The organism is Pantoea sp. ICBG 1758 (genome assembly GCF_002928325.1).
Lineage (GTDB): Bacteria > Pseudomonadota > Gammaproteobacteria > Enterobacterales > Enterobacteriaceae > Pantoea > Pantoea eucrina.
On the sequence record NZ_POWL01000004.1, the window covers coordinates 373,662 to 396,700 of the forward strand.

Genomic DNA, 23,039 nt, shown 5'->3' on the forward strand with positions numbered 1-23,039 from the left:
TACTGCCCTGCTAAGGAAACGTTAATGTCCGTCAGTGCTTCGCGTCTGCCAAAAATCAGCCTTATTCTCGCGTTCAAAGCTGCTGCAGAGCTGGGCAGTCTTGCAAAAGCAGCCGCGCACCTGGCGCTGACGCCGGCGGCGATCAGCCAGCAGATCCGCCAGCTGGAGACGCTGCTGGGTCACGCTCTGTTTGTGCGCACGCAAAACGGGGTCATGCTGACAGAGAGCGGCCGGGCCTATCTGCGCTATGTTTCAGAAGCGTTTGATATCCTGCGGATGGGACAGCTCAGTCTGCGCCAGGCGGCCAGCCGGCCTGCGCTGACTCTGTACGCACTGCCGGCGCTGGCGTCAAAGTGGCTGATGCCGCAGCTGAACCACTGGCGCGCGTGCTGTCCCGCGAGCGACCTCTGCCTGCATGGCACCCATGCACAGGTCGATTTCAGCGCCACGCCGGCTGATTTCGCTATCGTATTCGGTGACGATCGCTATCCGCAGCTGGAGAAACAGCGGCTGTTTCATGACGAGGTGCTGCCGGTAGCCAGCCCGGCGCTGCTGCAGCGCTTCCCGCGCGATCGGCTATTTAACCAGGCGCCGCTGATCCATCTCGACTGGGGCAATGAGGGGCGTTTTCTGCCGGACTGGCAAAGCTGGCTGCAGGCGCGCGGCCACGGCGAACCCGCGCAGCAGCCCGCTTTCACCTTTAACCTCACGTCGCTGGCGATAGATGCTGCGGTTGCGGGGGCCGGGCTGCTGCTGGGCCAGCGGCGTCTTATTGCCGCTGAGCTGGCGCGGGGCGATCTGGCGATCGCAGATAGCTTCAGCCTGCCGCTCAGTAAGCCCTACTATCTCGCCTGGCCGCAGCGCACGCTGCAGCAGCCCGACGCCCGGGCGCTGATAGAGTGGCTCACTGCGCTTGCGGCCGCCTGATTTTACCCGCACGCTGTAGCCAGATAATCTGCACCGCTGCCGGAAGGGACGAGACTATGTCAGAAAATAAAGATTGGGTTGAGCTGCGACGCGACCAGGAGACCGGCATTGAGAGTATCAACGCCCACTTCAGCGGTCACGCTTACGACGCACACGATCACGATGAGCTGCTGGTCGGGGTGACCCGGCAGGGCCTGCAGCGCTTTAACTGCCGCCGTGCCTTGCATACCAGTACGCCCGGCCGCGTCATACTTATTGAGCCGGGCGCAGTGCATGATGGCCACGCGCCGGAGGCTGCGGGTTTTACCTATGTCATGCTTTACCTGCCGCAGCCGTGGGTGGCTGACATGATGCAGCAGCGCGGACAGGGAGATATCGCCCGGATCGGCGGCGCATTCCGGCATACGCTGACGGATGACGTGCAGCTTGCCCGCGCCACGGAAGAGGCGTGGTATGCCATTCACCAGCGCGAAGGGCGTCTGGCGCGCGATCAGACGCTGGAGCAGTTGATAACGCTTCTGTCGCGGCATCTTGAGCGGCGTCCGGAGCGACCTGATACGGTGGCACAGCGTCAGATGCTGCTGCTGCGTGATTATCTGCATGACTTTATGGCACAGGATATCGGACTCGACGAACTCTCGCGTCTTGCCGGGCTCGATCGTTTTCGCCTGACGCGTCAGTTTCGGCAGGCATTTGGTCAGTCGCCGCACGCTTATCTGGTGCGCCTGCGGCTGCGCGCGGCGCGCGCGCTGCTGGCGCAGGGCGTGGCACCGGTTGAAGTCGCTGCCCGCACCGGGTTTGCCGATCAGAGTCATCTCGGCCGCTGGTTCCGGCGCGCCTGGCATATGACGCCGGCAACGTATCAGCGCGCGTGCACAAATCTTCTATACGGCATACCGCCGCATCAGGAATGATAGCCTTTTCCGTCTGAAAGAGAGCTGTGTTCTATGTCTGATACCAAAATTGCCCTGATCGTACGCGATGATTTAGCCACCTGGCAGCGTCTGAACGTGGTGGCGTTTATCGCTACCGGCCTTGCCGCCGGGGCACCGGAGATGCTGGGGGAACCCTACATCGATGCGCAGGGACGTCACTATGGCCGGATCGCCGGACAGCCGATGCGGGTATTTTCCGGCAATCTCGCTGGCCTGCAGCGCGCGCATCGCCAGGGGCTGGAGCGTGAACTGACGCTGATACCCTATGTAGAAGCGATGTTTTCTACCGGCAACGACGCGGCTAACCGCGAGGTGTTTCTGGCAGAAAACGCGCAGGAGATGAATCTGGTTGGCCTGGCGCTTTTTGGTCCGAAAAAAGCGGTCGACAAAGCGATCAAAGGGCTGGCGCTGCATGAGTAGTCAGCCTGGCTGACGCGGCGTCATCCGCCGCGCACCGAGCCGCGCCAGATCACCTCTGCCTGATAAAGACGCGACGCGGGCGGCTCTCCATCCGTACCGGAGGCGTCATGCTCGCCCGATTCCGTGGCGCTAAGCCAGGCCACGGCGTCACGTGCAAACTGCTCTACTGGCTGTGCAAAGGTTGTCAGGTTATAGGACGCCCAGCCCGCCTGCGCAATGTTGTCATAGCCGAACAGGCAGAGATCGTCTGGCACCCGTAGCCGGAAGCGGTGACGCGCTTCATCCATCACGCCGCAGGCGATAAGGTCTGTCACGCAAAATATCGCATCAGGCCGCTGCGCGCGCGTCAGCAGACGGTGTGCCAGAATCTGTCCGCTTTCATATGAGGTTGTACCAAATCTCTCAACGGTAACGTGCAGGCCAGCGTCTTGCGCAACGGCCAGAAACGCCGCTTCACGCTTCTGCAGGCTGGGCGTGCCGGCCAGCGAGTTAGCAAAGGCAAGATGGCGGCAGCCTGCGCGCTGAAAGGCCATAACAGCGGTTTCAGCAGCGCTTTGCGCGTCCAGATGAATGCTGAGCGAGCCTGGCAGCGTTTCATCGCGGTTAATCAGAATGATGCGCTGTCCGTGCCGGTAGCACTGGGCGGTGATGGCACGGTCCGGCATGCCTGACAGGATAATCGAGGCGTCGGCGCGGAAATTGATCGCCTGCAGCAGCGCGGCCGACACGCTGCTGTCAGAGCGATCGGTATTGATCACCATCGCCACTTTGCCCGCCTCCTGCAAAAATTGTGTCAGCCAGCGCACCAGCGTCGCGCGGTAGGGCGTGGCGATCTCTGAGACAATCAGACAGACAATGCCGCTGCGGTTACGCACCAGGCCGCGTGCCAGATGATTTACGTGATACCCTAGCTCTTCTGCGGCTTTCATTACTCTGGCCCGCGTAGCGGCAGAGACGCTGGCACCCGGCGTAAAAGCACGTGAAACGGCTGACCGGGAGACTCCGGCCCGCGCTGCCACATCCTGCGCGCTGACGCCCGCTTTATCGTTATGCATGGTTACATCCTCAACTCCTGTCGCTTAACTGAGTCTGCCGCAAATTGCAAAGCTGTGCAAATTATCCTTCGGCTTAAATGTTGCATTTTTGTGACACAGGCAGTCAATTGCAGAGTACAGCGTTTGACAGCCTATTTTCTGTCCGTTACTAATTTGCACACACGTGCAAATAACAATTAATGCGCACCCTCTGCCCGACAGGAGACTACTATGCGAACCCTATCCCTTGCCGTTGCTCTCACCCTCTCAGCGGCTGGCCTGCCGATAACCGCCTCAGCTGCAGGCAATCTTAATATGATCTGTTCAGCGGATGTCGTGGTGTGCGAACAGATGACGCGTATTTTCAGCCAGAGCCATCCTGACATCAAAGTGAGCATGGTGCGGCTGTCAGCCGGTGAAGCCTACGCTCGTCTGCGCAGTGAAGCGCGTAATCCGCGTACCGATATCTGGTGGGCCGGCACCGGCGATCCGCATATGCAGGCGGCGGCGGAAGGACTGACGCAGGTCTACAAATCACCGCTGCTCGATCAGCAGCAGCCGTGGGCACAGAAACAGGCGGAAAATGCCGGTTATCGCACCGTGGGGATCTATGCGGGGGCGCTGGGCTGGGGATACAACACGAAACTGCTGGCAGAGAAAAAACTGAAAGAACCCACCTGCTGGGCGGACCTGCTTGACCCGGCCTTTAAAGGCGAAATTCAGATCGCTAATCCGAATTCATCCGGCACGGCATACAACACGCTGGCCACGCTGGTGCAGATTATGGGTGAGGACAAGGCTTTTGATTATCTGAAAAAACTCAATGCCAATATCTCACAATATACCAAATCGGGTTCGGCACCGGTGAAAGCCGCAGCGCGCGGTGAAGCGACGGTCGGTATTGTGTTTATGCACGATGCCGTCGCCATGCAGGTTGATGGATTCCCGATAAAAACCGTTGCGCCGTGTGAAGGCACCGGCTACGAAATCGGCTCGATGTCAATTGTGAAAGGCGCACGCAATCTGGCCAATGCCAAAGTCTGGTATGACTGGGCGCTCAGCGCAGAAGCGCAGTCGCATATGAAAGAGGCGAAGTCATTCCAGCTGCCCTCTAACCGCACTGCGGAAATCTCAGAATATGCGCCGCGTTTTGAGAACATCAAACTGATCGATTACGACTTTAAAACCTATGGCGATACGGCCAAACGTAAAGCGCTGCTCGGCCGCTGGGATAAAGAGATCGGCTCTGGCGCGCAGTAAGCCCATCTATGCAGACAGATATTCCGGGCTGGTGCAGATCGCGCCAGCCCGCTCCCTCCCGTTCGAGGTGTTATATGAATGCACATAATCGCCGTCTGACAGGCGCTCTGCTATCGGGGGCCGTAGCGCTGGCGCTGCTGCCCTGGTACAGCCTGGAAGCGGGTTTTTTTGATACCGGCTGGATCCTGTCGCTCTGGCGTGATGAGGCCAGCGCGCCGGCGCTGTGGCAGCTCGCGGCACATCCGTGGCTGTGGGGCGCGCTGACGCTCTGGCTGTTATGCGGTGTCAGTGGCCTGCTGCCGGGCAGACAGCGCAGCGCGCTGCTGCTGTTATTCAGCGCGCTGGGGATTCTGTTTCTGGTGATTGAGGGCCATGCCATTGGCTACAGCGGCTGGAGCTGGCTGTGGCTGGAGAATCAGTTTGGCACGCTGGAACAGGGGCAGCCTGCAATGGGAGCTGGCGCAATTTTACTGCTGACCACCTTTCTGCTGCTTTTTGCCTTTGCGCTGGCCGAGCGCGGCGTGCTGAGAGGAGATGCCTTTGTGGTGGCAGCGCTGGTGCTGATCACCGCGCTGGTCAGCGTATTTGTGCTCTACCCGGTGCTGAGTATGTTTGTGGTCTCCGTACAGGACGTTGACGGCAGCTTTCAACCCGATGGCCTGTTAGCTAACCTGCAGGATCCCTCAATCTGGAGCCTCTCCTGTCTGGCGGGCGGCAGCTGCGGGACAGCCTGGCGCACGCTCTGGCTGGCGCTGATGACGGCGACCGGCTCCACGCTGCTGGGGCTCGCTTTCGCGCTCGCCGCCACGCGCACGCCGCTGCCCTGTAAAAAAGCGCTGCGCATGCTGACCATTCTGCCCATTATCACGCCACCGTTTGTTATCGGACTGGCGCTGATCCTGCTGTTTGGCCGTTCGGGAGTGGTGACAGAACATCTGGCCGCGCTGTTTGGCATAGAGCCCGGTCGCTGGCTCTATGGCCTGACCGGGATCTGGATCGCGCAGGTGCTCTCTTTTACACCCATCGCTTTTCTGGTGCTGATTGGCGTAGCCGAGGGCGTCAGCCCCTCGCTGGAAGAGGCGTCGCAGACGCTGCGTGCCGATCGCTGGCGCACCTTCAGCCGCGTTTCGCTGCCGCTGATGGCGCCGGGCCTGGCAAACGCCTTTCTGATCAGCTTCATCGAAAGCATGGCCGATTTCGGCAACCCGATGGTGCTGGGTGGCAGCCACGGCGTGCTCTCGACAGAAATTTTCTTCTCGGTGGTAGGCGCCCAGAACGATCCGAGCCGCGCGGCGGTGCTGGCGATGATCCTGCTCTGCTTCACGCTGGCGGCCTTTGTGCTGCAGCGCCTGTGGCTGGGGGGCAAAAACTTTGCCACCGTAACCGGTAAAGGGGATGGTGGCCAGCACAGCCAGCTGCCGCGGCTGCTGCGCGGCGGCGTCTATGGGCTGGTGATCCCGTGGGGCCTCTTTACCCTGGTGGTCTACGGCATGATTCTGGTCGGAGGTTTTGTGCAGTCGTGGGGCCTGAACAGTGCGCTGACGATTGAGCACTACGTGCGCGCTTTCCGCGTGAGCATCAGCGACGGACACCTGCTGTGGAGCGGGGTGGCATGGAACTCCTTCTGGACCACGCTGGAGATAGCGCTGATCGCCGCGCCGCTCACCGCAATTGTCGGGCTGCTGACCGCCTGGCTGATTGTGCGCCAGAAGTTTGCCGGGCGGCAGACGTTTGAGTTTCTGCTGATGCTGAGCTTTGCCATTCCCGGTACGGTTATCGGCGTGAGCTATGTTATGGCTTATAACCTGCCGCCGCTGGAGATCACCGGGACGGCGATGATCCTGATCGCCTGTTTTGTCTTCCGTAATATGCCGGTGGGCGTGCGCGGCGGCATTGCCGCCATGAGCCAGCTCGATAAAAGTCTGGATGAAGCGTCGCTGACGCTGGGTGCCAGCAGTTTCCGCACGCTGCGCAAAGTGGTACTGCCTCTGCTGAAACCGGCCATCAGCGCCGCGCTGGTCTACGCCTTTGTGCGCGCGATTACCTCTATCAGCGCCGTGATTTTCCTTGTCAGCGCGCAGTACAACATGGCGACGTCCTACATCGTTGGCCTGGTGGAGAACGGAGAATATGGTGTGGCTATCGCGTACTCCACCGTACTGATTTTTGTCATGCTGCTGATTATTGGCCTGTTCCAGTGGCTGGTGGGTGAGCGCCGGCTGCGCCGCGTGGCGCGCCCGGTAGATGTCGCCGCTCCGCCCGTTGCTCCATCCTTAACCCAGGAGAGTGCTGTATGAGTGCCATCAAAGCAGGTTCCGTTGTATTTGAACACGTCACTAAGCGTTTTGCCGGGTTTAACGCGCTGCCGGATCTCTCGCTCACCGTGGAGCCGGGTACGCTGGTGACGCTGCTGGGTCCTTCCGGCTGCGGTAAAACCACGACGCTGCGCCTGCTCGCTGGGCTGGAACATCCTACCTCCGGACGGATACTGATTGGCGGGAAAGACGTCACCCATCTGCCCGCTAACGAACGCGATGTGGCGATGGTTTTTCAAAGCTACGCGCTGTTCCCCCATATGAGCGCGCTGGAAAATATCATGTACGGGCTACAGTCGTCCGGGATGACGAAGCGTGAGGCGCAGGATCGCGCGCGTGAAGGCCTGAAACTGGTAGGACTGGAGAGTCAGGGACAGCGTCTGCCTTCAGAATTGTCAGGTGGCCAGCAGCAGCGCATTGCGGTGGCGCGCGCGCTGGTGCTGGAGCCGCAGGTGCTGTTGCTGGATGAGCCGCTTTCTAACCTGGATGAACGGCTGCGTCGCCGGGTGCGGACCGATATCCGTGATTTGCAGCAGCGGCTTGGCTTTACGGCAGTGTATGTCACGCACGATCAGGAAGAGGCGCTGGCGGTATCCGACAAAATTATTGTCATGAAAGAGGGAGATATCGCTCAGCAGGGCGCGCCGGAAACGCTCTATCGTAGTCCGGCCTCCGAGTTTATTGCCGATTTTATGGGAGAGGCGAATATCCTGCCGTGTGAAGTTGAAGAGGTCGCAGAGAGTGAGGCGCTGATTCGGCTGGGAAATCAGCGCTATCGCGTGCCGGACAACGGCGTCCTCGCCGGCACCGCCCGTCTCTCCGTGCGCCCGCAGTTTATTACGCTCAGCACTCACCGCGCCGGGGCGCTGACGGGGGAGATCACGCACTGCACCTGGTTGGGCGACCATATCGAATATGAAGTGACCACTGAGCTGGGCGCCTTGTTTATCGTCGATGCACAGATGGAGCAGCAGCTGCCGCTGGCGGCACGGGTCGGCGTCGATTTCAAACCACAGGGGCTGGCTCTGATTGCCGGCTGACAAGAGGAAGCGTCATGAGTGAGACAGTAAGCAGTGCGCTACAAGCGCGACGGGAGCTGGCTGAGCAGGTTGCGCGGGCGGGGGGTGAAAAGGCTCTGGCCTGGTTCCGGCAGCGCGATTCGCTGGTGGTGGAAACGAAATACGATCTGCAGGATGTGGTCTCACGCGCCGATCGCGAAGTTGAGCAGCTGATAGCAGAGCAGATCCGCCTCCGGTTTCCGCAGGATGGTTTTCTGGGAGAGGAGTATGGCCTGCAGCCTGGTTCGTCAGGTTATACCTGGGTGGTTGACCCTATCGATGGCACCAGCCCGTTTCTGAACGGTATGCCTAACTGGTGCGTGTCGGTGGCCGTACTGCACGAGGGGATACCGGTGGTTGGCATTATTTATGCGCCGGTTTATGAAGAGTGTTATGCCGCCTCCCTCGGCGCTGGCGCCACGCTGAATGGCACAACACTGCAGGTTGATCCCGCACGCACTTTGCAGAATCACGTGACAGGTTTTGGTGCAAACAGCCACGTCAGCCCGGAAGAGGTGGGCAGGCTGCTCGCGTCGCTGCTGGCGGCGGGCGGCAACTTTATCCGTATTGGCTCAGGCGCTCTGATGCTGGCCTGGGTCGCTGCAGGACGGGTGGTAGGCTATTTTGAACCCTATATGCACGCCTGGGATTGTCTGGCGGGATATTGTCTGGTGAAAGAGGCGGGGGGCTGGTATCACCCGTTTAATACCGAAGGCGATCGCCTGCTGAAAGGCGCTCAGGTGCTGGCAGTGGCGCCAGGCGCTGAAACCGAGCTCAGGCAGATTGCCGGCGTGTAACTACCGTTAGCGGATGCAAATTATTGCATCCGTTTTTTAACGTAACCGGAACGCTGGTATGCCAGCATATTGCATCAGTAAATATCCGATTCATCAGGCTATTTTTTATTAATAAAAATATAACAAGAAAATATAGCGTAAAGGCGTGAAATAGCGCTTAAAAAACTCCGTAATTAAAATTGTATAAATTTGTCATCGCAAACCTTCGTTTTATTTTTGTTTAATATAGGTGCTATAAAAATGATTTCTCTTACACGAAAAGGAGAATATCATGATTAAAATTGATTATAACAGCTATCGTTCTGTAAAAGGCTTTAACCGCCGCGTACGCTTTCTTATTATGCATTACACTGCATTAAATTTTAACGGTTCAGTGAATGCGCTAACGGGCGCTTCCGTCAGCGCCCACTATCTGGTCCCGGATTTTACAGACAAAACGTATATCGACGCCGGATTTACCGATGAACGTATATTTAACCTGGTGGATGAGCACGAGCGCGCATGGCATGCCGGCGTCAGCACATGGGCCGGACGAACAAATATTAATGACTCATCCATCGGCATAGAAATTGTTAATGAGGCTAAAAGTAGCAGTGAAGGATTTATTTTTCCTCCTTATCCCGACAGTCAAATCGAGGCGATAATTTCTCTGGCATATAATATTCTGCAGCGTTATCCCGATATTACACCTACGCAGGTAGTAGGGCACAGCGATATTGCTCCGGGTCGCAAAAGCGATCCGGGCGCAAGCTTTCCGTGGCAGCGATTATATGAAGCGGGCGTGGGTGCCTGGTATGATGAAAGTACGAAACAGATGTATAGGGAGCGTTTTGCTGCCGGATTGCCGGATAAAAATGAAATTATCAGCAAATTTAAAACATATGGCTATAACACGCAGGAGGCTGCATCCGCTCACGGCTATCGTGTGCTGGTCAGGGCGTTTCAGCTGCATTTTCGTCAGCAGGATTATGCGGGCGTAATGGATGCAGAAACGGCCGCAATCCTCTATGCGCTGGTAGATAAATATTTTGCTGGCTAACAGGCGCTGCTCTGCCGCACAGATAGCGGCAGAGCACGCTTCAGGATACGACAAACTCCTGATACCCGGAGTAGATCACATACACCGCGAAATAGCTGAAAATCAGCGCTGAGGCGAGATAAGAGAGCCTCAGCAGCTTCCCACCCAGCATTTTGCCGCCCAGCGCGCCGGTCAGGCAAATCACGCCGCTCCAGAGCAAACCTGCAATAAAGAAGCCGCTCAGGAATTCTGCCGTGGCGCCTGCTCCCTGGTTACCCATACGCGCAATCAGCGCGCCACCCACGCTGGCAAACCAGAGAATGGCGGTAGGCGATGACATTGCCAGCACCACTCCGCGCCGGAATTCCCGTGACAGCGGCTGTCGGGGCGCGGTTTCAGCTGCCGGCATGGCAACAGACTTTATCAGTGCGGCGTAAAGCATACGCCCGGCAAACCCGATCAGTAGCAGGCCACCGCCAATCCATAATGCCCAGCGCACAGGCGCAAATTGCAGCACCATAGCCATACCCGCCAGCGCCAGCAGGGCATAGATCAAATCGCCAATGCAGGTGCCGACACCCAGCCAGAAACCCTGCAGAAAACCACGCTGCATCGCCAGGGTCAGCATGGCGATATTGGCAAGACCAATATCGAGACATAAGGAGAGGCTAAGCAAAAATCCATTTGAAAACGGCAACATAGATCCGTCCCGGGCAGTAAAAAAGCTATTAAATCATCTCTGGCAGGCAGTGTTAATCGCAGAATCAGATTGTTGACTAACTCCTATAGACGGCTTGCAGAATCGTTGCCAGATTGTCCGTTTCCTGACTACGCTGTATCACACCTCTGGTCTGCAGGATAAACATAACGATGTCTATACCTTTCAAACCCGCTGCGTCTGGCGCATTGACGCCGCTTTCCGTAGCACTGTCACTGGCTCTTTTTACTTTTGGGGGAAATGTAATGGCACAAAATAGCGAAGATCAAATCGCCCTGGTGGGCACCTGGACCAGCGTGCCTGATGCTCCGGCGGCTGAAAAACCGGCGCAGCCAAGCGAGGGGCTCTACCGGCTGAAGCTGAACCGTGACGGCACGCTTACTCCGCTGGATGTGGTGAAGATGAAGAGTCCGTCATGGCTGGTGAAATCTGCCGACGGGCGTTTTCTCTATACCACCAACGAAGAGAAGGCAGGCAGCGTAACCGCACTGTCGGTTGCGGCTGATGGCACCGTAAAAGTGATCAACACGATAACCAGCCACGGCGATGAGCCAACACACGCCACGCTCAGCCCCGATGGCCGCTATCTGCTGGTCGCCAACTATTCCGGTAATAAAGGCGGTGCAGGCATTGCCGTACTGCCGGTGAACCAGGATGGATCGCTGGGTGCGCCGGTGCAGCACTTTCCGTTTGCTGAAGGCAGCGGCGTCGTGGACGAGCGTCAGGAGAGCGGACATGCTCATTCAGTCACGTTTACGCCGGATGGAAAGACGCTTTATGCCGCTGACCTGGGGGGTGACAAGCTTTATGCTTATCGCTACGACGCGCATTCAGCCACGCCGCTGCAGCCGGATCCGGCACGCGACATGACCTTTTCACCCGGTGCCGGGCCGCGTCATATGGTATTTTCAGCCGATGGTCACTACGCCTGGGTCATTGCAGAAATGGCGGCGGTGGTCGAAACCTGGCGGTTTACGGGAGAAAAACCGGAACGCATTGCGAGTACGGACATAGCGCCCGATAACGCTACGGCGGATCAGAGAAGCGGCGGCGCAATCATGCTCAGCCCGCAGGGCAAATTTCTGATTGTGTCCAACCGCGGTTCGCATAACCATCTGCTGGTATTCCGGATTGGGCGTGACGGCAAACCGGAGGCGCCCGTACGCTACCCGGCAGGCGGCATTGAGCCGCGGGCGTTATCTTTTGACGCCACCGGCCGCTATCTGTACGTGACCAATGTCTTCACTAACGCCATTTCGCTGTTTTCTTTCGACGAAGAGAGCGGCGAGCTGGAGGCGAAAGGGAAGGCGGCAGAAATTGCCACGCCAACTGATATCAAATTTGTGACCACAGAACGTCCCTGAGCGGCTAACGGATAGGCAACTGTTCAAGCGCCGTCAGCAGCGCATCAACTTTCGGTAACAGCTGCTTGCGGCGCGGCCAGATCAGCGACAGCGCAAAGCCGTCTGGCTGCTGCTGTGGGAGAATAATTTCGAGCTCGCCACGCTGCAGCGGCCCGGCGATGAGCCAGGAGGGCATCTGCGCCACGCCTAATCCGGCACAGACTGCCTGCACCTGTGCATCCACATCGCCCAGCGCCATACGATGCGGGACATTACGCCAGTAAGCGTGCCCCTCTGCGGTAGTCAGCAGCCAGGGCTTGGTGGTGCCATCAACCCGTTCATACATTACCGCCGGATGCAGCAGCAGCTCATTTTCCGTTGCGGGATAGCCGTGATGTGCCAGATAGTCCGGCGCTGCGCAAAATACCATACGTTCACGCCCGAGATGACGGCAGCCCAGTGACGCGGGCAGATCCGGCGAGCCGCCGATGCGCACGGCCAGATCGATTCCCTCCTCAAACAGATCGATAAAGCGATCGGAAAACGTCAGGCTTAGCTCCACTTCCGCGTGCTGCTGGCAAAAAGCGATCAGCAGCGGCATCACCGCCAGCCGGCCGTAGGTGCTGGGCAGGGCCAGTCGCAGGCGCCCTGACGGGATCGTTCGCTGCGCGGCCAGTACCGATTCCGCTTCGGCCAGCTCCTCCATGACGCGCAGGCAGGTCTGATAGTAGGCGCTGCCGGCATCGGTCAGCTTCAGACTGCGCGTGGTGCGCTCCAGCAGGCGTGAGCCGAGACGCGTTTCCAGCCGGGTAACACTTTTACTGATCGCTGAACCGGTCAGATGCAGCCGCTGCGCCGCCGCAGCAAAGCTGCCGCATTCCACGCTGGCAACAAAAGGAACAATATCTTTCAGGCGATGATCGTGCATCTATTCATGAACTCAATTCAGAAATGAAGTGAATTTTTACCAGAGATAAGAACTGATTTCTCTATTAGGCTAAATATTAATAAACCGACGGGAGGATAATGATGAAAAAACAGGCACTCATTGTAGGGATCAGTGGCGTTATCGGACGTGCGCTGGCAGAACAGCTGCAGAAAGAGGGCTGGGACGTTACCGGCTTATCGCGCGGACGTGGTGCAGTACCGGATGGCTGCCGTAGCCTGACTGCTGACCTTACCGACAGCGACGCGGTACGCGATGCGCTGGCGCAGGAAAAACCCGATGCGCTGTTTTTCAGCGTCTGGGCACGTCAGGAAAATGAGAAAGAGAACATTCGCGTTAATGGCGGCATGGTGCGTAACGTCATTGAGGCGCTGGGCGAACGGCTGCAGGGTGCTCACGTGGCGCTGGTAACCGGCCTTAAGCACTATCTGGGGCCTTTTGAAGCCTATGGTAAAGGAGCCGTACCGGTTACGCCGTTCCGCGAAGAGCAGGGCCGCCAGCCGGTAGATAACTTCTATTATGCTCAGGAGGATGAGCTGTTTGCCGGGGCCGAAAAATATGATTATCGCTGGAGCGTGCACCGTCCGCACACCATCGTCGGCTTTGCACTGGGTAATGCGATGAATATGGGCCAGACGCTGGCCGTCTATGCCACCCTGTGCCGTGAGAAAGGCTGGCCGTTTATCTTCCCCGGCTCGCCTGAGCAGTGGAATGGTTTGGTCGATGTGACGGATGCTGGTTTGCTGGCTGAGCAGCTGGTCTGGGCGGCTACAGCAGAAGGCGCAGCGAATCAGGACTTTAACGCAGTAAACGGCGACGTTTTCCGCTGGAACTGGATGTGGCCGCAGCTGGCAGCCTATTTTGGTATCGAAGCTGCAGACTTGCCGGCTCAGACGCTGCCGCTGGAAGAGAGAATGCAGGAGGCGGCTGAAATCTGGCAGGAGATCGCTGCACGCTATCAGTTACGTGAGGCGGATATCAGTAAGCTGGCGTCATGGTGGCATACCGATGCCGATCTCGGTCGCCCGATGGAAGTGTTTACAGATATGAGCAAAAGCCGCAAAGCAGGTTTTACCGGCTATCGTTCGTCCGTTGACTCTTTTATCCAGCTGTTCGATCGCCTCAAAGCGGAAAATATCATCCCGCGCTGATGCACTCAGGTTCTGCCGCCGCCTCTGGCGAGCGGCAGACGTTGCGCATAAACGCTATTTTTTACCGCACTGTTTTTATTTTGTAAAACTGACGTGCCTGGTCTGTTTTCAGCCTGTGAAGTTACGTGCAAAACGCACAAATGCCTTAAGCCAGCGGCAGATTAGTGCGGTTCGTTTATTTATTTTTAGTACCAGATCCTTACAATAACCCGCTGATACATTTCACCAGGTTATTGCGTTATGACAACACTTCTGAAAAACAACAACAGTGACACACAGCAACTTTTGGCCGTCATCGAACATGCTGTCAGCGATCCGGTTCCGCTGGTTCAGTCTCTGCCTGAGAATTTCTGGCAGCAAATTGAGTCGCTGGCCGTCGCCGCTGCAGAAGAGTAGCGATTGAGTCCCGGCTGGCTGTCAGAGTTAACCGGGACATCCTCTTTATCACTTCACAAGACGGCTGAAATTTTTCTTTTCCCTCCTCCTCTTTTCTCAAACACCCGCTAAAATTAGCTCGTTCAGCACGCGCGACCCACGGCACCTGTCAAAATTACTGTTTATCCTGTTTTTATACGTATAAACATGATGTTACCTTTATGTAAATTAAGGTAAATAACAGGGAGAGAGTGAGGATTTTCCCGCTGCGGGTTTAACTGTGCTGCTTTTTTACGGTATAAATCTTTCACCAATAAGCCGGGCGAAACGACAACCCATGACTATCACCGCAAGCCGTACTCTTTTTACCAGTCTGCTGCTCTTTACGCTGGCTGGATGCGCGAAAAAGCATCATGAAGCGCCTCCGCCTGACAGCGCTGAAATGAATCTCTCTGGTGATAAACAGCCCGATTTAATCCCGGTTATTGCTGCACTGCACGATCAGATGCACTCCTGGCAGGGCACAAAATATCAGTGGGGCGGCACGCAGCTCTCCGGCGTGGACTGTTCAGGCTTTGTCTGGCGCACGCTGAAAGATCGCTTTAATATTCCGATGGAGCGCGTGACGACACGTGAACTCATCGCCATGGGCAAGCCGGTCGATCAGGCCCATCTGCAGCCGGGCGATCTGGTCTTTTTCCGCATCAGGCATGAGCTGCATGTCGGCTTCTATGATACTGACCGCCAGTTCCTGCATGCGTCGGTGAGTCAGGGTGTGATGCGTTCATCCCTCAACAATCCTTACTGGAAGTCTGTCTATCTCCAGGCGCGGCGACTGCCCCGCGAACAGGGTTCGCAAATCAGCTTCAACTATAAAAACAAAGTCTGAGCGCTACCTGCTTCTCTGATCCAGGAATAACAGCCGTACCCCTCTCCGCCTGCTGAGAAAAACCGCCTGATGGCGGTTTTTTTACGCCTGTTTTTATTCAAAAAATATGAACATAAACGGCAAAATGCTTAGCTTTTAAACTCTCCTCAACACCTTTATTCTCTCTTCATCGCAACAGAGGCAGCGCTGATAGCGTTTCCGGAGTGATTCTCCAGCTGCTTTCTTAAGTGAAATAAACTGCTTGACTTGCTTGTGAATTTAGTTAGCAAGATCACAGTAAAAGCATTAATTATCAAAATGTATATAGTTTACAGTGTTACTATATTTCTCATCAAAGGCGTGCGGCCTTTAAAACAGATATTAAGGAAAAAATTATGAAAACCATGAAAGCTCTCTCAATTGCTGCTTTAACCGCTCTGACCCTGGTATCCGGCGCAAGCTTTGCACAGAGCATCTCTGTGACCTCCGGTACGCTGGATGGTGCAGAAGCGAAAATTGCCGCTCAGGCGCAGGAGCAGGGCGCGCAGTACAAAATTACTGAAGCCAATACAAACAACCGTGTGCATATGACCGCTGAGCTCTATAAATAATCTGGCGTGAATAAGCGTTAAGGCCGCCTTCGGGCGGCTTTGCTGTTCTTATGGTTAAAAAATAACCAATCAATGGCGGCGTATCTGCCATGCGGCCTGCAGAAGGTTATCCACAGGTTTGCGCCTGCTCTTTTCACGCGGAATGTGGATAAACCCGCAAGCATAATCCATCCCCTTTGCCAGATAAGGCGCACTTAGCACTGTGCCGGGCCAGTCTATCTGTTCGCCTCATTTTTATTCTATTTTATTCCCTGACTGCAGAACGCATAGCAATGACACGCTTCAACGCGAATTTTAACCTTTAGTAACTTATTTCTGGTTACACATTATTGCGGCGCAACTCAGGTAATTCATTCGATATTCCGGAATTTCATTACTATATTCAGCATGAATGCAATCTGCATTTATTTTCGGGGATAAGAATATGCGTAAAATAGCGTTTGCTTTATTAACTGCCGGCGTGCTGTTATCAGCGACTGCTCAGGTTCAGGCTAAAGGCTGTCTGAAAGGGGCTGCGGTAGGCGGTGTGGCAGGGCATCTTAAGCATCACGGTGTAGCCGGTGCGGCAGCAGGATGTGCAGTAGGTCATCACATGGCGAATAAAAAAGAGAAAGAAGCGAATAAAAATACGCAGTAATACTTATTGGGCAGGGCGCTATTTAGCCCTGCCTGAGAACGCTCAGTGCTCCTCTTTATTTCCCTGCGTCCACGGATTAAATCCGGCGTCAGCAAGATCTTTCTCAGGCTGTTCAGTTAACATCTCCCGATAGAGCGCTTCAACTTCTGTACGCGCCCAGGGTGTACGTCGCAAAAATTTAAGGCTCGACTTTATACTGGGATCGCTTTTAAAGCAGTTAATATTGATCTTTTTTGCCAGTTCTGCCCAGCCGTAATGTTCTGCCAGCGCAGTCACTATCATTTCCAGCGTTACGCCGTGCAGAGGGTCATTTGAATGCATATCAGGTTGCGTCTCACAGGGCAAAAAGGGGCGCCAAGGTTACCGTAAACATACGGTAACCGCAAACCACCCCGCGGTGAAACGTGTTTGTCAGGATTGATCGACCCAGATGAGTTTATCGGTGGCAAAGCCCAGCTCCCTGGCAAGATTAACGTAGTCACGTTTAACCTGCTCCGGGATCTGCGGCTGGCGCGACAGTATCCACAAGTAGCTGCGATTCGGGCCGCTGACCAGCGCATACTGATAATCTTCATCCAGCGCGATAACGTTGTAGCCGCCGTAAAAAGGCCCGAAGAACGAAACCTTCAGCGCCGCAACGTCAGAGCGTCCGGTGAAATAGGCTTTACCCTCGCTTTCACTCCAGGATTTCTTCTCCGGATCGTAACCGCGATTGATAACAACCAGTCCGCCATTGCTGCGCTTTTTATACGTGGCGGTCACGTGATCTTTACCACGCTCAAAGCGATGATCGAGACGCGCAATTTCATACCACTTGCCCAGATAGCGCTGTGCATCAAAACCGGTAACCGGCTTAACACCTTTGGGCGGGGTAGGCGATTTGCAGGCCACCAGCGTCAGTGAAAGCGCGGTGACAGCAACCAGAGGCCAAATCTTCATTGTCTCTCCTTACACAACATCGTAAAAATCCCATGCTGAGTATAGTTAAGGATTGACGAGGCGTGGCGGGCGCGGGCAGATGCGTTCCGCTCGCGCCTTTGCCTGCAAGGACTATGGCGTTTTCTCGTCGTCCGCCGGGAACTGAGGTTCATCAATGGCAATCGACTTACCGGACTTCAGCAGCTGAATATCGAGCATGACGTAAGTCATGGTGGTGATAAACAGAGAGATAACGCTGCCAATAACGCCGCTGGTGGTAAAGGTAAAGAAGTTATACATCACTACCCAGGTGACACAGATAAACAGCGCCAGCGCTACGCTGATAGCGGACTGTGAATAATTGGTCGTGCGCGCGCCCATTTCGTTGATCTGCATACTGAGGTTGCACCCTGTGTATTTCTCAAGTACCCAGATGCCCTGGTCCCAGCTGCGCAGACGACGCGCGCTGCCGCGTGTCACAAACAGAAACAGCAGTGAGATAAACAGGCCTGAGAAAGCGATCAGCACCGGTACTGCCGCCAGAGCATAAGCGATACTTTTATGCAGCGAATCCTGTGCCAGACCGGTGAGATCCAGGGTTAACGACGCGCCGAGTACGCCATATAAAAACAGAAACAGCACCAGATAGAGCGCGTTACGTTTCCAGTCGAGATCGGCTTCGTGGTTTTTCTGCTGACGAGCGACAACCAGAGCCTGCTGCAGGCGCTGCGCTTCAGCAGAGCTGGCGTCGATGGTGTCAGGTTCACTGCCCAGCAGTCGGTGGATAAAAGGCCGATCGGCCGGATCGATAATCACGTGCATAAGGGTTCCGCAAACAGAAGATAAGTGGCAACAGTGTAACAGTTGCCGGCTCGAAGTGATCGTTAAGGCGCGGCTGAAAGCCGTCCGGTGCACCGGTCTTAATCAGAGCGTACCGCCGGTTGTTGGCGATAGCGCATTATTCGGGTAACGTGGAATACTCACCGTTTTATTCATCAGGCCAGCCTGGACTGGCAGGAGCCTCTTTGATGTCAGCTTCCTCTTCACTTGTCGCGCTGATCTGTCGCGCGCCTGAAAATGCGGCAACCGCGCGTCAGCTCAGCGCATTCAGCGCTCAGCTCAACAAACGCGGCATGGTCAGCCTATTGATTCATGCGCAGTCACGCGAGGAGCTGCAGCAGGCGCTGCATAATGCCGCCGCGCTGCCGGTTACGCATCTGCTGTATCTCTCATCTGTCTGCGACGATGAGCAGACTCTGGCCGCAGAGATCCTGCCTGCGGTCGCGCAGCTTCATGCTGATGCACTGGCCAGCGATCGCTACAGCGCCGGCGAAGCGCTCGCCCTGCTGCTGCTTTCGCAGGGGCATCAGCGGACAGGCTTTATGCACGCCGGTGACACGCCGGCTATAAGCCAGCAGCTGGCAGGCGTGAATGCCGCTTTGCAGACGCAGGAGAAAGAGATACAGCTTTTACTGACGGCCGGCAGTGAGCAGCGCGAAGCGGCGTATCAAAGTATGATGACCTACCTGAAGAAAACCCGTGCCGCTGAACGTATTAACGCGCTGGTGTGCAGCAGCGATGAGCTGGCGTTTGGCGCGCTACAGGCCGTGCGTGATTTTGGTCAGGGTGCGCACGTGGCGGTAACGGGCTATGGCAGCGTGCCCGAAGCGGCAACATCCACCTGGCATCTTACCCGCTGGGCACCGCGCAGCGAGTTACAGATCGCAGAAACGCTGAACCGGTTACTGGAGCAGCGTGCTGACAGCAGCGTCTGGCAGCAGGGTGCACTGGAAGTGCGGCATTCCCATCAGGGAAAATATATCCCGGGCGAAATGTCGCAATGTGGCTGCGCGATTCGCCACTAAAGCGCGGCTCCGGACAGCATGAATGCGTATCCGGAGCCCTGCACTTAACGCAGCACGCCGCTGCTGTCAGCCTGCGTGGCATCGGAAGGCTCAATCACCACCGGAATACTTTTATACGCGGGAATACCGCTTTGCGTATCGTGGCTGTCGAGCGGCACCATGATATTCGCTTCCGGATAGTAAGCGGCTACCGAACCGGGCGCCATGTCATAAATCACGAGGGTCAGGTTCTCCATACGGCGCTGCGTGCGGTTGCCCTGCGGATCGAGCGCGGTCATATTGACCGTATCGCCGGAGCGCAGCTGCCGGCTCTCCGCTTCATCGGCAGAAATAAAGAGTACGTCGCGCCGGCCGGTAATGCCGCGATAACGATCGTTCAGCCCGTAAAGCGTCGTGTTGTATTGATCGTGACTGCGCAGCGTGGTCAGCACCAGATCGTGACACTGTAGCGAGCGCGGATCCTCATTGATGCCCTGCATCACTTTAAACTGCGCGCGCTTCGACGGCGTCAGCCAGACACGTTCAGAAGCCGCGTTGTACAGGCGGAAACCGCCAGGCTGCATTACGCGCTGGTTAAAGTTCTCAAAAGCGGGGAAGACGGCTTCAATCGCATCACGAATGTTACTGTAGTCGCTGACCATTTTATCCCAGTTTACGCGGGAAGCCGGCAGCGTCGCTTTTGCCAGCCCTGCTACCAGCGCCGGTTCCGATTTTAGATGCGGCGAGGCAGGCTCCAGCGTGCCGCGCGAGGCGTGCACCATCGACATCGAATCTTCCACGGTGACGCTCTGGTCGCCCGACGCCTGGCGATCCCGCTCCGTGCGGCCCAGCACAGGCAGCAGGTAACTATGTTTAGCCATCAACAGATGAGAGCGGTTGAGCTTCGTCGCCATATGCACCACCAGATCGAGCTTGCGCATCGCTTCAAAGGTGATTTGCGGATCGGAGATCGCTTCAGCAAGGTTGCCGCCCAGGCAAAGCAGCGCCTTTGAGCGTCCGTCACGAATCGCCTGAATCGCCGCCACCGCGCCGTGCCCGTGCTGCTGCGGGGGCGTGAAGCCAAAGACCTTCTGCAGGCTGTCCAGCAGCGTCTGCGAGGGGATCTCTGTAATGCCCACGGTGCGATCGCCCTGTACGTTGGAGTGTCCGCGCAGCGGGCAGATGCCTGCGCCGCGCCGGCCAATATTGCCGCGCAGCAGTAGCAGGTTCGCAATCTGCTGCACATTTTGCGTGCCGTACTGATGCTGGGTGATGCCCATTCCGTAGCAGATAATGGTGTTTTCCGCGGCGGCGTAGAGGTGGGCAATATTCTGGATTTCGGCGATATCCATGCCGGAGACTTTCAGAATATGATCCCAGCTGGTGTCATCCAGATCCGCTTTCAGCGCCGCGAAGCCTTCAGTATGTTCACGGATAAACGTCTCATCCAGAACCGGCGGCTCGCCGGCTTCAAGCGCGTTATCATGCATAGCCAGCAGCGTTTTCATCACCCCTTTGAGCATGGCCGCATCGCCGCCAACGCGCACTTTATAGTAGGTTGAGGCCAGCTGCGTGGACCCCATCGAGAGCATTTCAATCGGGCTTTGCGGAGAGGTAAAACGCTCCAGCCCGCGCTCGCGCAGCGGGTTAATGGCCACAATTTTTGCACCACGCTTAGAGACCTCCCGCAGCGTCCCCAGCATACGCGGATGGTTGGTGCCAGGGTTGTGACCAATACAGATCACCAGATCGGCGTGATCGAAATCCTCCAGCTCTACCGTGCCTTTGCCGACGCCGATGGATTCAGGCAGGCCTACGCTGGTGGGCTCATGGCACATATTGGAGCAGTCGGGAAAATTGTTGGTGCCATATTCGCGGGCAAACAGCTGCCAGAGAAAGGCCGCTTCATTGGAAGCGCGTCCGGAAGTATAAAATTCCACGCTATCGGGATCGTCATAACCGCGCAGCAGCGCGCCAATCTCCTGCAGCGCGGTTTCCCACTCAATGGGCTGATAAGTATCGCTGACGGCATCATATTTCATCGGATGCGTGAGCCGGCCTTCACCTTCCAGTTCAAACGCGCTGCGCTGCCAGAGTTCGCTGACGGTGTGCGCGGCGAAAAAGGCGGGCGTGGTGCGTTTGCTGGTCGCTTCCCAGGAGACAGCTTTGGCACCATTTTCACAAAACTCAAACGACGAGGCGTGACGCGGATCGGGCCAGGCGCAGCCCGGACAGTCAAATCCCTCCGGCTGATTGACCTTAAATAACGCAATCACATCCTGTTTCACCGCCATCTGACGGCGAATGGCATCTGCTACCGCTTTCAGTGCACCCCAGCCGCCGGCTGAGCCGCCATAAGGTTTAATGCCGACATCCCGATTCTGCTCTTTCATGGCTGCTTATCTCGCGTAAAAAATTATCTCATAAGCCTGGAATAAGCTGCCGGGTCCGCAAGGAAACTATTTAAAACAGGTTATTTTAATGTTTACAGAATATTGCAGCGCTGCGATTGCTAAACGGGCATATAAGCGCATCGGATTCTCGCCTTACCGCTCTAACATGCTATATAAATGATAATTATTATCAGTAAATTGATGCGGAACTGACAGAATGCACAACGGTAAAACTCTCCATACTGACTGCTGTATTGCAGGCGGCGGTCCGGCCGGATTGATGCTGGGATACCTGCTGGCGCGTGCCGGCGTAAATGTGATTGTGATTGAAAAACATGCTGACTTTTTGCGTGATTTTCGCGGTGACACTATTCATCCTTCAACGCTGGAAGTGATGCACCAGCTTGGTCTGCTGGATGAGCTGTTAACGCTGCCGCATCAGCGGGCTGAAAAGCTGCAGGCGGAAGTGGGTGGGGAAGAGATCACCATGGCGGACTTTTCCCGCCTGCCGGTGCGCTGCCGTTTTATCGCCTTTATGCCGCAGTGGGATTTTCTTGATTTTCTGGCGCGCAAAGCCCGCGCGTATGACAATTTTACGCTGCTGCAGGAGACCGGCTTTGCTGACTTTATCAGAGAGGGCGACCGGGTTACCGGCCTGACGACGTTACAGGGAGAGACTATTCACGCACCGCTTGTGATCGGGGCAGATGGCCGTCATTCACAGGTACGCGCCAAAGCCGGATTGACCAGCCAGAGTTTTGGCGCACCGCGTGACGTGCTGTGGTTTTCACTTCCTAAGCATCCCGACGATCCGGCGCTCGGCATGGGCCATAAAGGACCGAAGCAGAATTTTATTGTGATCGATCGCGGTGACTACTGGCAGTGCGGCTATACCATCGAAAAAGGTGAGTTTGAACGGCTCAAAGCGGGCGATGTCGCTGCGTTTATTACGCGGCTTGCTGAGGTGGCCCCCTTTAGCGAAGCGCGGCTTCAGGTGCTGACGCACTGGGAAATGTTCCGCCTGCTGTCGATCCGGATCGATCGGCTCGACAGCTGGTGCCGTCCAGAGGTGCTGTGCATCGGAGATGCGGCGCATGCGATGTCGCCCATCGGTGGCGTAGGGGTGAATCTGGCTATCCAGGATGCGGTGGCCACCGCTAATCTGCTCACGCCTTCACTGCTCAGGGGCAGGGTGAGCCTGAAAACGCTACAGAAAGTCCAGCGGCGGCGTCAGTTTCCGACGGTTGCCACGCAGTTTCTGCAGATAAAGATGAGCAGTAAAAAACGCACGCGCAGCGCGCCGTCAAAAGTGCCGCAGTTCATCAGCCGCTACCCGTTCCTGCGTCACCTGTTTGGGCGTCTTATCGGACTGGGATTTCGCCCGGAACGCCCGCGTCTGACCGGCAAAGTCTGAATTTCAGACAAAAAAAAGCCCGCGAGGCGGGCAGGCGAACGATAACCGGTAAACTTT

23 protein-coding genes are annotated in these 23,039 nt (G+C 56.4%); 16 read left to right on the plus strand and 7 right to left on the minus strand.

The annotated features are described in order from the left end of the window. Window positions 1–24 precede the first annotated feature (24 nt). The 3 genes from C1Y41_RS15560 to C1Y41_RS15570 are packed head-to-tail and all read left to right on the plus strand — an operon-like array spanning window position 25 to window position 2,282. Window positions 25–927, plus strand: a complete 903-nt coding sequence (locus C1Y41_RS15560) for a LysR substrate-binding domain-containing protein (RefSeq protein ID WP_040113604.1) — start codon at window positions 25–27, stop codon at window positions 925–927. A gap of 56 nt (window positions 928–983) precedes the next feature. Continuing rightward, window positions 984–1,841 carry an AraC family transcriptional regulator gene (locus C1Y41_RS15565; protein ID WP_071668385.1) on the plus strand — a complete coding sequence of 286 codons (858 nt, stop codon included), beginning with the start codon at window positions 984–986 and terminating at the stop codon, window positions 1,839–1,841. A 33-nt stretch (window positions 1,842–1,874) separates the two neighbouring features. Next, window positions 1,875–2,282 (plus strand): DUF2000 domain-containing protein, encoded by a 408-nt coding sequence (locus C1Y41_RS15570; protein WP_040113600.1) that lies wholly within the window; start codon window positions 1,875–1,877, stop codon window positions 2,280–2,282. Between the two features lie 20 nt (window positions 2,283–2,302). On the opposite strand, the gene C1Y41_RS15575 is transcribed toward C1Y41_RS15570, so the two are convergent. Then, window positions 2,303–3,337 carry a LacI family DNA-binding transcriptional regulator gene (locus C1Y41_RS15575; RefSeq protein ID WP_104085801.1) on the minus strand — a complete coding sequence of 345 codons (1,035 nt, stop codon included), beginning with the start codon at window positions 3,335–3,337 and terminating at the stop codon, window positions 2,303–2,305. Between the two features lie 210 nt (window positions 3,338–3,547). Between C1Y41_RS15575 and C1Y41_RS15580 the strand changes: the two genes are divergently transcribed. The 5 genes from C1Y41_RS15580 (at window position 3,548) to C1Y41_RS15600 (ending at window position 9,785) form a co-directional block, all read left to right on the plus strand. After that, complete coding sequence (locus tag C1Y41_RS15580) at window positions 3,548–4,576, plus strand: ABC transporter substrate-binding protein (RefSeq protein ID WP_040113596.1); 1,029 nt, start codon at window positions 3,548–3,550, stop codon at window positions 4,574–4,576. 74 nt (window positions 4,577–4,650) lie between these two features. Next, window positions 4,651–6,873 carry an iron ABC transporter permease gene (locus tag C1Y41_RS15585; protein WP_104085802.1) on the plus strand — a complete coding sequence of 741 codons (2,223 nt, stop codon included), beginning with the start codon at window positions 4,651–4,653 and terminating at the stop codon, window positions 6,871–6,873. After that, the gene (locus C1Y41_RS15590) at window positions 6,870–7,931 is read left to right on the plus strand and encodes an ABC transporter ATP-binding protein (RefSeq protein ID WP_104085803.1); all 1,062 of its coding nucleotides are present in this window, start codon (window positions 6,870–6,872) and stop codon (window positions 7,929–7,931) included. The genes C1Y41_RS15585 and C1Y41_RS15590 overlap by 4 nt, the downstream gene beginning before the upstream one ends. 14 nt (window positions 7,932–7,945) lie before the next feature. Further along, the gene (locus C1Y41_RS15595; protein WP_040113590.1) at window positions 7,946–8,746 is read left to right on the plus strand and encodes an inositol monophosphatase family protein; all 801 of its coding nucleotides are present in this window, start codon (window positions 7,946–7,948) and stop codon (window positions 8,744–8,746) included. A gap of 271 nt (window positions 8,747–9,017) precedes the next feature. Next, the gene (locus C1Y41_RS15600; protein ID WP_040113588.1) at window positions 9,018–9,785 is read left to right on the plus strand and encodes an N-acetylmuramoyl-L-alanine amidase; all 768 of its coding nucleotides are present in this window, start codon (window positions 9,018–9,020) and stop codon (window positions 9,783–9,785) included. A 40-nt stretch (window positions 9,786–9,825) separates the two neighbouring features. Here the strand turns inward: C1Y41_RS15600 and C1Y41_RS15605 are convergent, their stop codons facing one another. Then, on the minus strand, window positions 9,826–10,464 hold the full coding sequence (locus tag C1Y41_RS15605; protein ID WP_104085804.1) for a LysE family translocator: 639 nt from the start codon (window positions 10,462–10,464) through the stop codon (window positions 9,826–9,828). Window positions 10,465–10,727: 263 nt separating this feature from the next. Here C1Y41_RS15605 and C1Y41_RS15610 point away from each other — a divergent pair, with 263 nt between their 5' ends. Further along, on the plus strand, window positions 10,728–11,846 hold the full coding sequence (locus tag C1Y41_RS15610) for a lactonase family protein (RefSeq protein ID WP_071668379.1): 1,119 nt from the start codon (window positions 10,728–10,730) through the stop codon (window positions 11,844–11,846). Window positions 11,847–11,850: 4 nt separating this feature from the next. Here the strand turns inward: C1Y41_RS15610 and C1Y41_RS15615 are convergent, their stop codons facing one another. Continuing rightward, window positions 11,851–12,753 carry a LysR family transcriptional regulator gene (locus tag C1Y41_RS15615; protein WP_040113582.1) on the minus strand — a complete coding sequence of 301 codons (903 nt, stop codon included), beginning with the start codon at window positions 12,751–12,753 and terminating at the stop codon, window positions 11,851–11,853. 101 nt (window positions 12,754–12,854) lie between these two features. On the opposite strand from C1Y41_RS15615, the gene C1Y41_RS15620 reads away from it, so the two are divergent. From C1Y41_RS15620 to C1Y41_RS15635, 5 genes are all read left to right on the plus strand, one after another. Beyond that, entirely contained in the window at window positions 12,855–13,922 is a 1,068-nt protein-coding gene (locus C1Y41_RS15620) for an SDR family oxidoreductase (protein ID WP_071668378.1), read from the plus strand. Between the two features lie 240 nt (window positions 13,923–14,162). Beyond that, window positions 14,163–14,318 (plus strand): hypothetical protein, encoded by a 156-nt coding sequence (locus tag C1Y41_RS20045; protein WP_158249873.1) that lies wholly within the window; start codon window positions 14,163–14,165, stop codon window positions 14,316–14,318. Window positions 14,319–14,634: 316 nt separating this feature from the next. Next, window positions 14,635–15,186, plus strand: a complete 552-nt coding sequence (locus C1Y41_RS15625) for a C40 family peptidase (protein ID WP_040113578.1) — start codon at window positions 14,635–14,637, stop codon at window positions 15,184–15,186. Between the two features lie 374 nt (window positions 15,187–15,560). Next, window positions 15,561–15,776 carry a YdgH/BhsA/McbA-like domain containing protein gene (locus tag C1Y41_RS15630; protein WP_104085805.1) on the plus strand — a complete coding sequence of 72 codons (216 nt, stop codon included), beginning with the start codon at window positions 15,561–15,563 and terminating at the stop codon, window positions 15,774–15,776. Between the two features lie 424 nt (window positions 15,777–16,200). Then, window positions 16,201–16,413 (plus strand): hypothetical protein, encoded by a 213-nt coding sequence (locus tag C1Y41_RS15635; protein WP_040113892.1) that lies wholly within the window; start codon window positions 16,201–16,203, stop codon window positions 16,411–16,413. Between the two features lie 42 nt (window positions 16,414–16,455). On the opposite strand, the gene C1Y41_RS15640 is transcribed toward C1Y41_RS15635, so the two are convergent. From C1Y41_RS15640 to C1Y41_RS15650, 3 genes are all read right to left on the minus strand, one after another. Further along, on the minus strand, window positions 16,456–16,734 hold the full coding sequence (locus C1Y41_RS15640) for a VF530 family DNA-binding protein (protein WP_094111816.1): 279 nt from the start codon (window positions 16,732–16,734) through the stop codon (window positions 16,456–16,458). Window positions 16,735–16,824: 90 nt separating this feature from the next. Further along, on the minus strand, window positions 16,825–17,352 hold the full coding sequence (gene blc, locus C1Y41_RS15645; RefSeq protein ID WP_104085806.1) for an outer membrane lipoprotein Blc: 528 nt from the start codon (window positions 17,350–17,352) through the stop codon (window positions 16,825–16,827). A 111-nt stretch (window positions 17,353–17,463) separates the two neighbouring features. Then, entirely contained in the window at window positions 17,464–18,153 is a 690-nt protein-coding gene (locus C1Y41_RS15650) for a hypothetical protein (RefSeq protein ID WP_104085807.1), read from the minus strand. A 206-nt stretch (window positions 18,154–18,359) separates the two neighbouring features. On the opposite strand from C1Y41_RS15650, the gene C1Y41_RS15655 reads away from it, so the two are divergent. After that, window positions 18,360–19,196, plus strand: a complete 837-nt coding sequence (locus tag C1Y41_RS15655; protein ID WP_104085808.1) for a substrate-binding domain-containing protein — start codon at window positions 18,360–18,362, stop codon at window positions 19,194–19,196. Between the two features lie 44 nt (window positions 19,197–19,240). Here C1Y41_RS15655 and C1Y41_RS15660 read toward each other — a convergent pair whose 3' ends face one another. Next, complete coding sequence (locus tag C1Y41_RS15660) at window positions 19,241–21,568, minus strand: FdhF/YdeP family oxidoreductase (RefSeq protein ID WP_104085809.1); 2,328 nt, start codon at window positions 21,566–21,568, stop codon at window positions 19,241–19,243. A gap of 217 nt (window positions 21,569–21,785) precedes the next feature. Here C1Y41_RS15660 and C1Y41_RS15665 point away from each other — a divergent pair, with 217 nt between their 5' ends. Then, window positions 21,786–22,982 (plus strand): FAD-dependent oxidoreductase, encoded by a 1,197-nt coding sequence (locus C1Y41_RS15665; protein ID WP_104085810.1) that lies wholly within the window; start codon window positions 21,786–21,788, stop codon window positions 22,980–22,982. Window positions 22,983–23,039 lie beyond the last annotated feature (57 nt).

Excerpts from the sequence above, each read along its gene's own strand:
- C1Y41_RS15560 (WP_040113604.1), top strand. The coding sequence starts at position 25 with ATGTCCGTCAGTGCTTCGCGTCTGCCAAAAATCAGCCTTATTCTCGCG.
- C1Y41_RS15565 (WP_071668385.1), top strand. The coding sequence starts at position 984 with ATGTCAGAAAATAAAGATTGGGTTGAGCTGCGACGCGACCAGGAGACC.
- C1Y41_RS15570 (WP_040113600.1), top strand. The coding sequence starts at position 1,875 with ATGTCTGATACCAAAATTGCCCTGATCGTACGCGATGATTTAGCCACC.
- C1Y41_RS15575 (WP_104085801.1), bottom strand. The coding sequence starts at position 3,337 with ATGCATAACGATAAAGCGGGCGTCAGCGCGCAGGATGTGGCAGCGCGG.
- C1Y41_RS15580 (WP_040113596.1), top strand. The coding sequence starts at position 3,548 with ATGCGAACCCTATCCCTTGCCGTTGCTCTCACCCTCTCAGCGGCTGGC.
- C1Y41_RS15585 (WP_104085802.1), top strand. The coding sequence starts at position 4,651 with ATGAATGCACATAATCGCCGTCTGACAGGCGCTCTGCTATCGGGGGCC.
- C1Y41_RS15590 (WP_104085803.1), top strand. The coding sequence starts at position 6,870 with ATGAGTGCCATCAAAGCAGGTTCCGTTGTATTTGAACACGTCACTAAG.
- C1Y41_RS15595 (WP_040113590.1), top strand. The coding sequence starts at position 7,946 with ATGAGTGAGACAGTAAGCAGTGCGCTACAAGCGCGACGGGAGCTGGCT.
- C1Y41_RS15600 (WP_040113588.1), top strand. The coding sequence starts at position 9,018 with ATGATTAAAATTGATTATAACAGCTATCGTTCTGTAAAAGGCTTTAAC.
- C1Y41_RS15605 (WP_104085804.1), bottom strand. The coding sequence starts at position 10,464 with ATGTTGCCGTTTTCAAATGGATTTTTGCTTAGCCTCTCCTTATGTCTC.
- C1Y41_RS15610 (WP_071668379.1), top strand. The coding sequence starts at position 10,728 with ATGGCACAAAATAGCGAAGATCAAATCGCCCTGGTGGGCACCTGGACC.
- C1Y41_RS15615 (WP_040113582.1), bottom strand. The coding sequence starts at position 12,753 with ATGCACGATCATCGCCTGAAAGATATTGTTCCTTTTGTTGCCAGCGTG.
- C1Y41_RS15620 (WP_071668378.1), top strand. The coding sequence starts at position 12,855 with ATGAAAAAACAGGCACTCATTGTAGGGATCAGTGGCGTTATCGGACGT.
- C1Y41_RS20045 (WP_158249873.1), top strand. The coding sequence starts at position 14,163 with ATGACAACACTTCTGAAAAACAACAACAGTGACACACAGCAACTTTTG.
- C1Y41_RS15625 (WP_040113578.1), top strand. The coding sequence starts at position 14,635 with ATGACTATCACCGCAAGCCGTACTCTTTTTACCAGTCTGCTGCTCTTT.
- C1Y41_RS15630 (WP_104085805.1), top strand. The coding sequence starts at position 15,561 with ATGAAAACCATGAAAGCTCTCTCAATTGCTGCTTTAACCGCTCTGACC.
- C1Y41_RS15635 (WP_040113892.1), top strand. The coding sequence starts at position 16,201 with ATGCGTAAAATAGCGTTTGCTTTATTAACTGCCGGCGTGCTGTTATCA.
- C1Y41_RS15640 (WP_094111816.1), bottom strand. The coding sequence starts at position 16,734 with ATGCATTCAAATGACCCTCTGCACGGCGTAACGCTGGAAATGATAGTG.
- blc (WP_104085806.1), bottom strand. The coding sequence starts at position 17,352 with ATGAAGATTTGGCCTCTGGTTGCTGTCACCGCGCTTTCACTGACGCTG.
- C1Y41_RS15650 (WP_104085807.1), bottom strand. The coding sequence starts at position 18,153 with ATGCACGTGATTATCGATCCGGCCGATCGGCCTTTTATCCACCGACTG.
- C1Y41_RS15655 (WP_104085808.1), top strand. The coding sequence starts at position 18,360 with ATGTCAGCTTCCTCTTCACTTGTCGCGCTGATCTGTCGCGCGCCTGAA.
- C1Y41_RS15660 (WP_104085809.1), bottom strand. The coding sequence starts at position 21,568 with ATGAAAGAGCAGAATCGGGATGTCGGCATTAAACCTTATGGCGGCTCA.
- C1Y41_RS15665 (WP_104085810.1), top strand. The coding sequence starts at position 21,786 with ATGCACAACGGTAAAACTCTCCATACTGACTGCTGTATTGCAGGCGGC.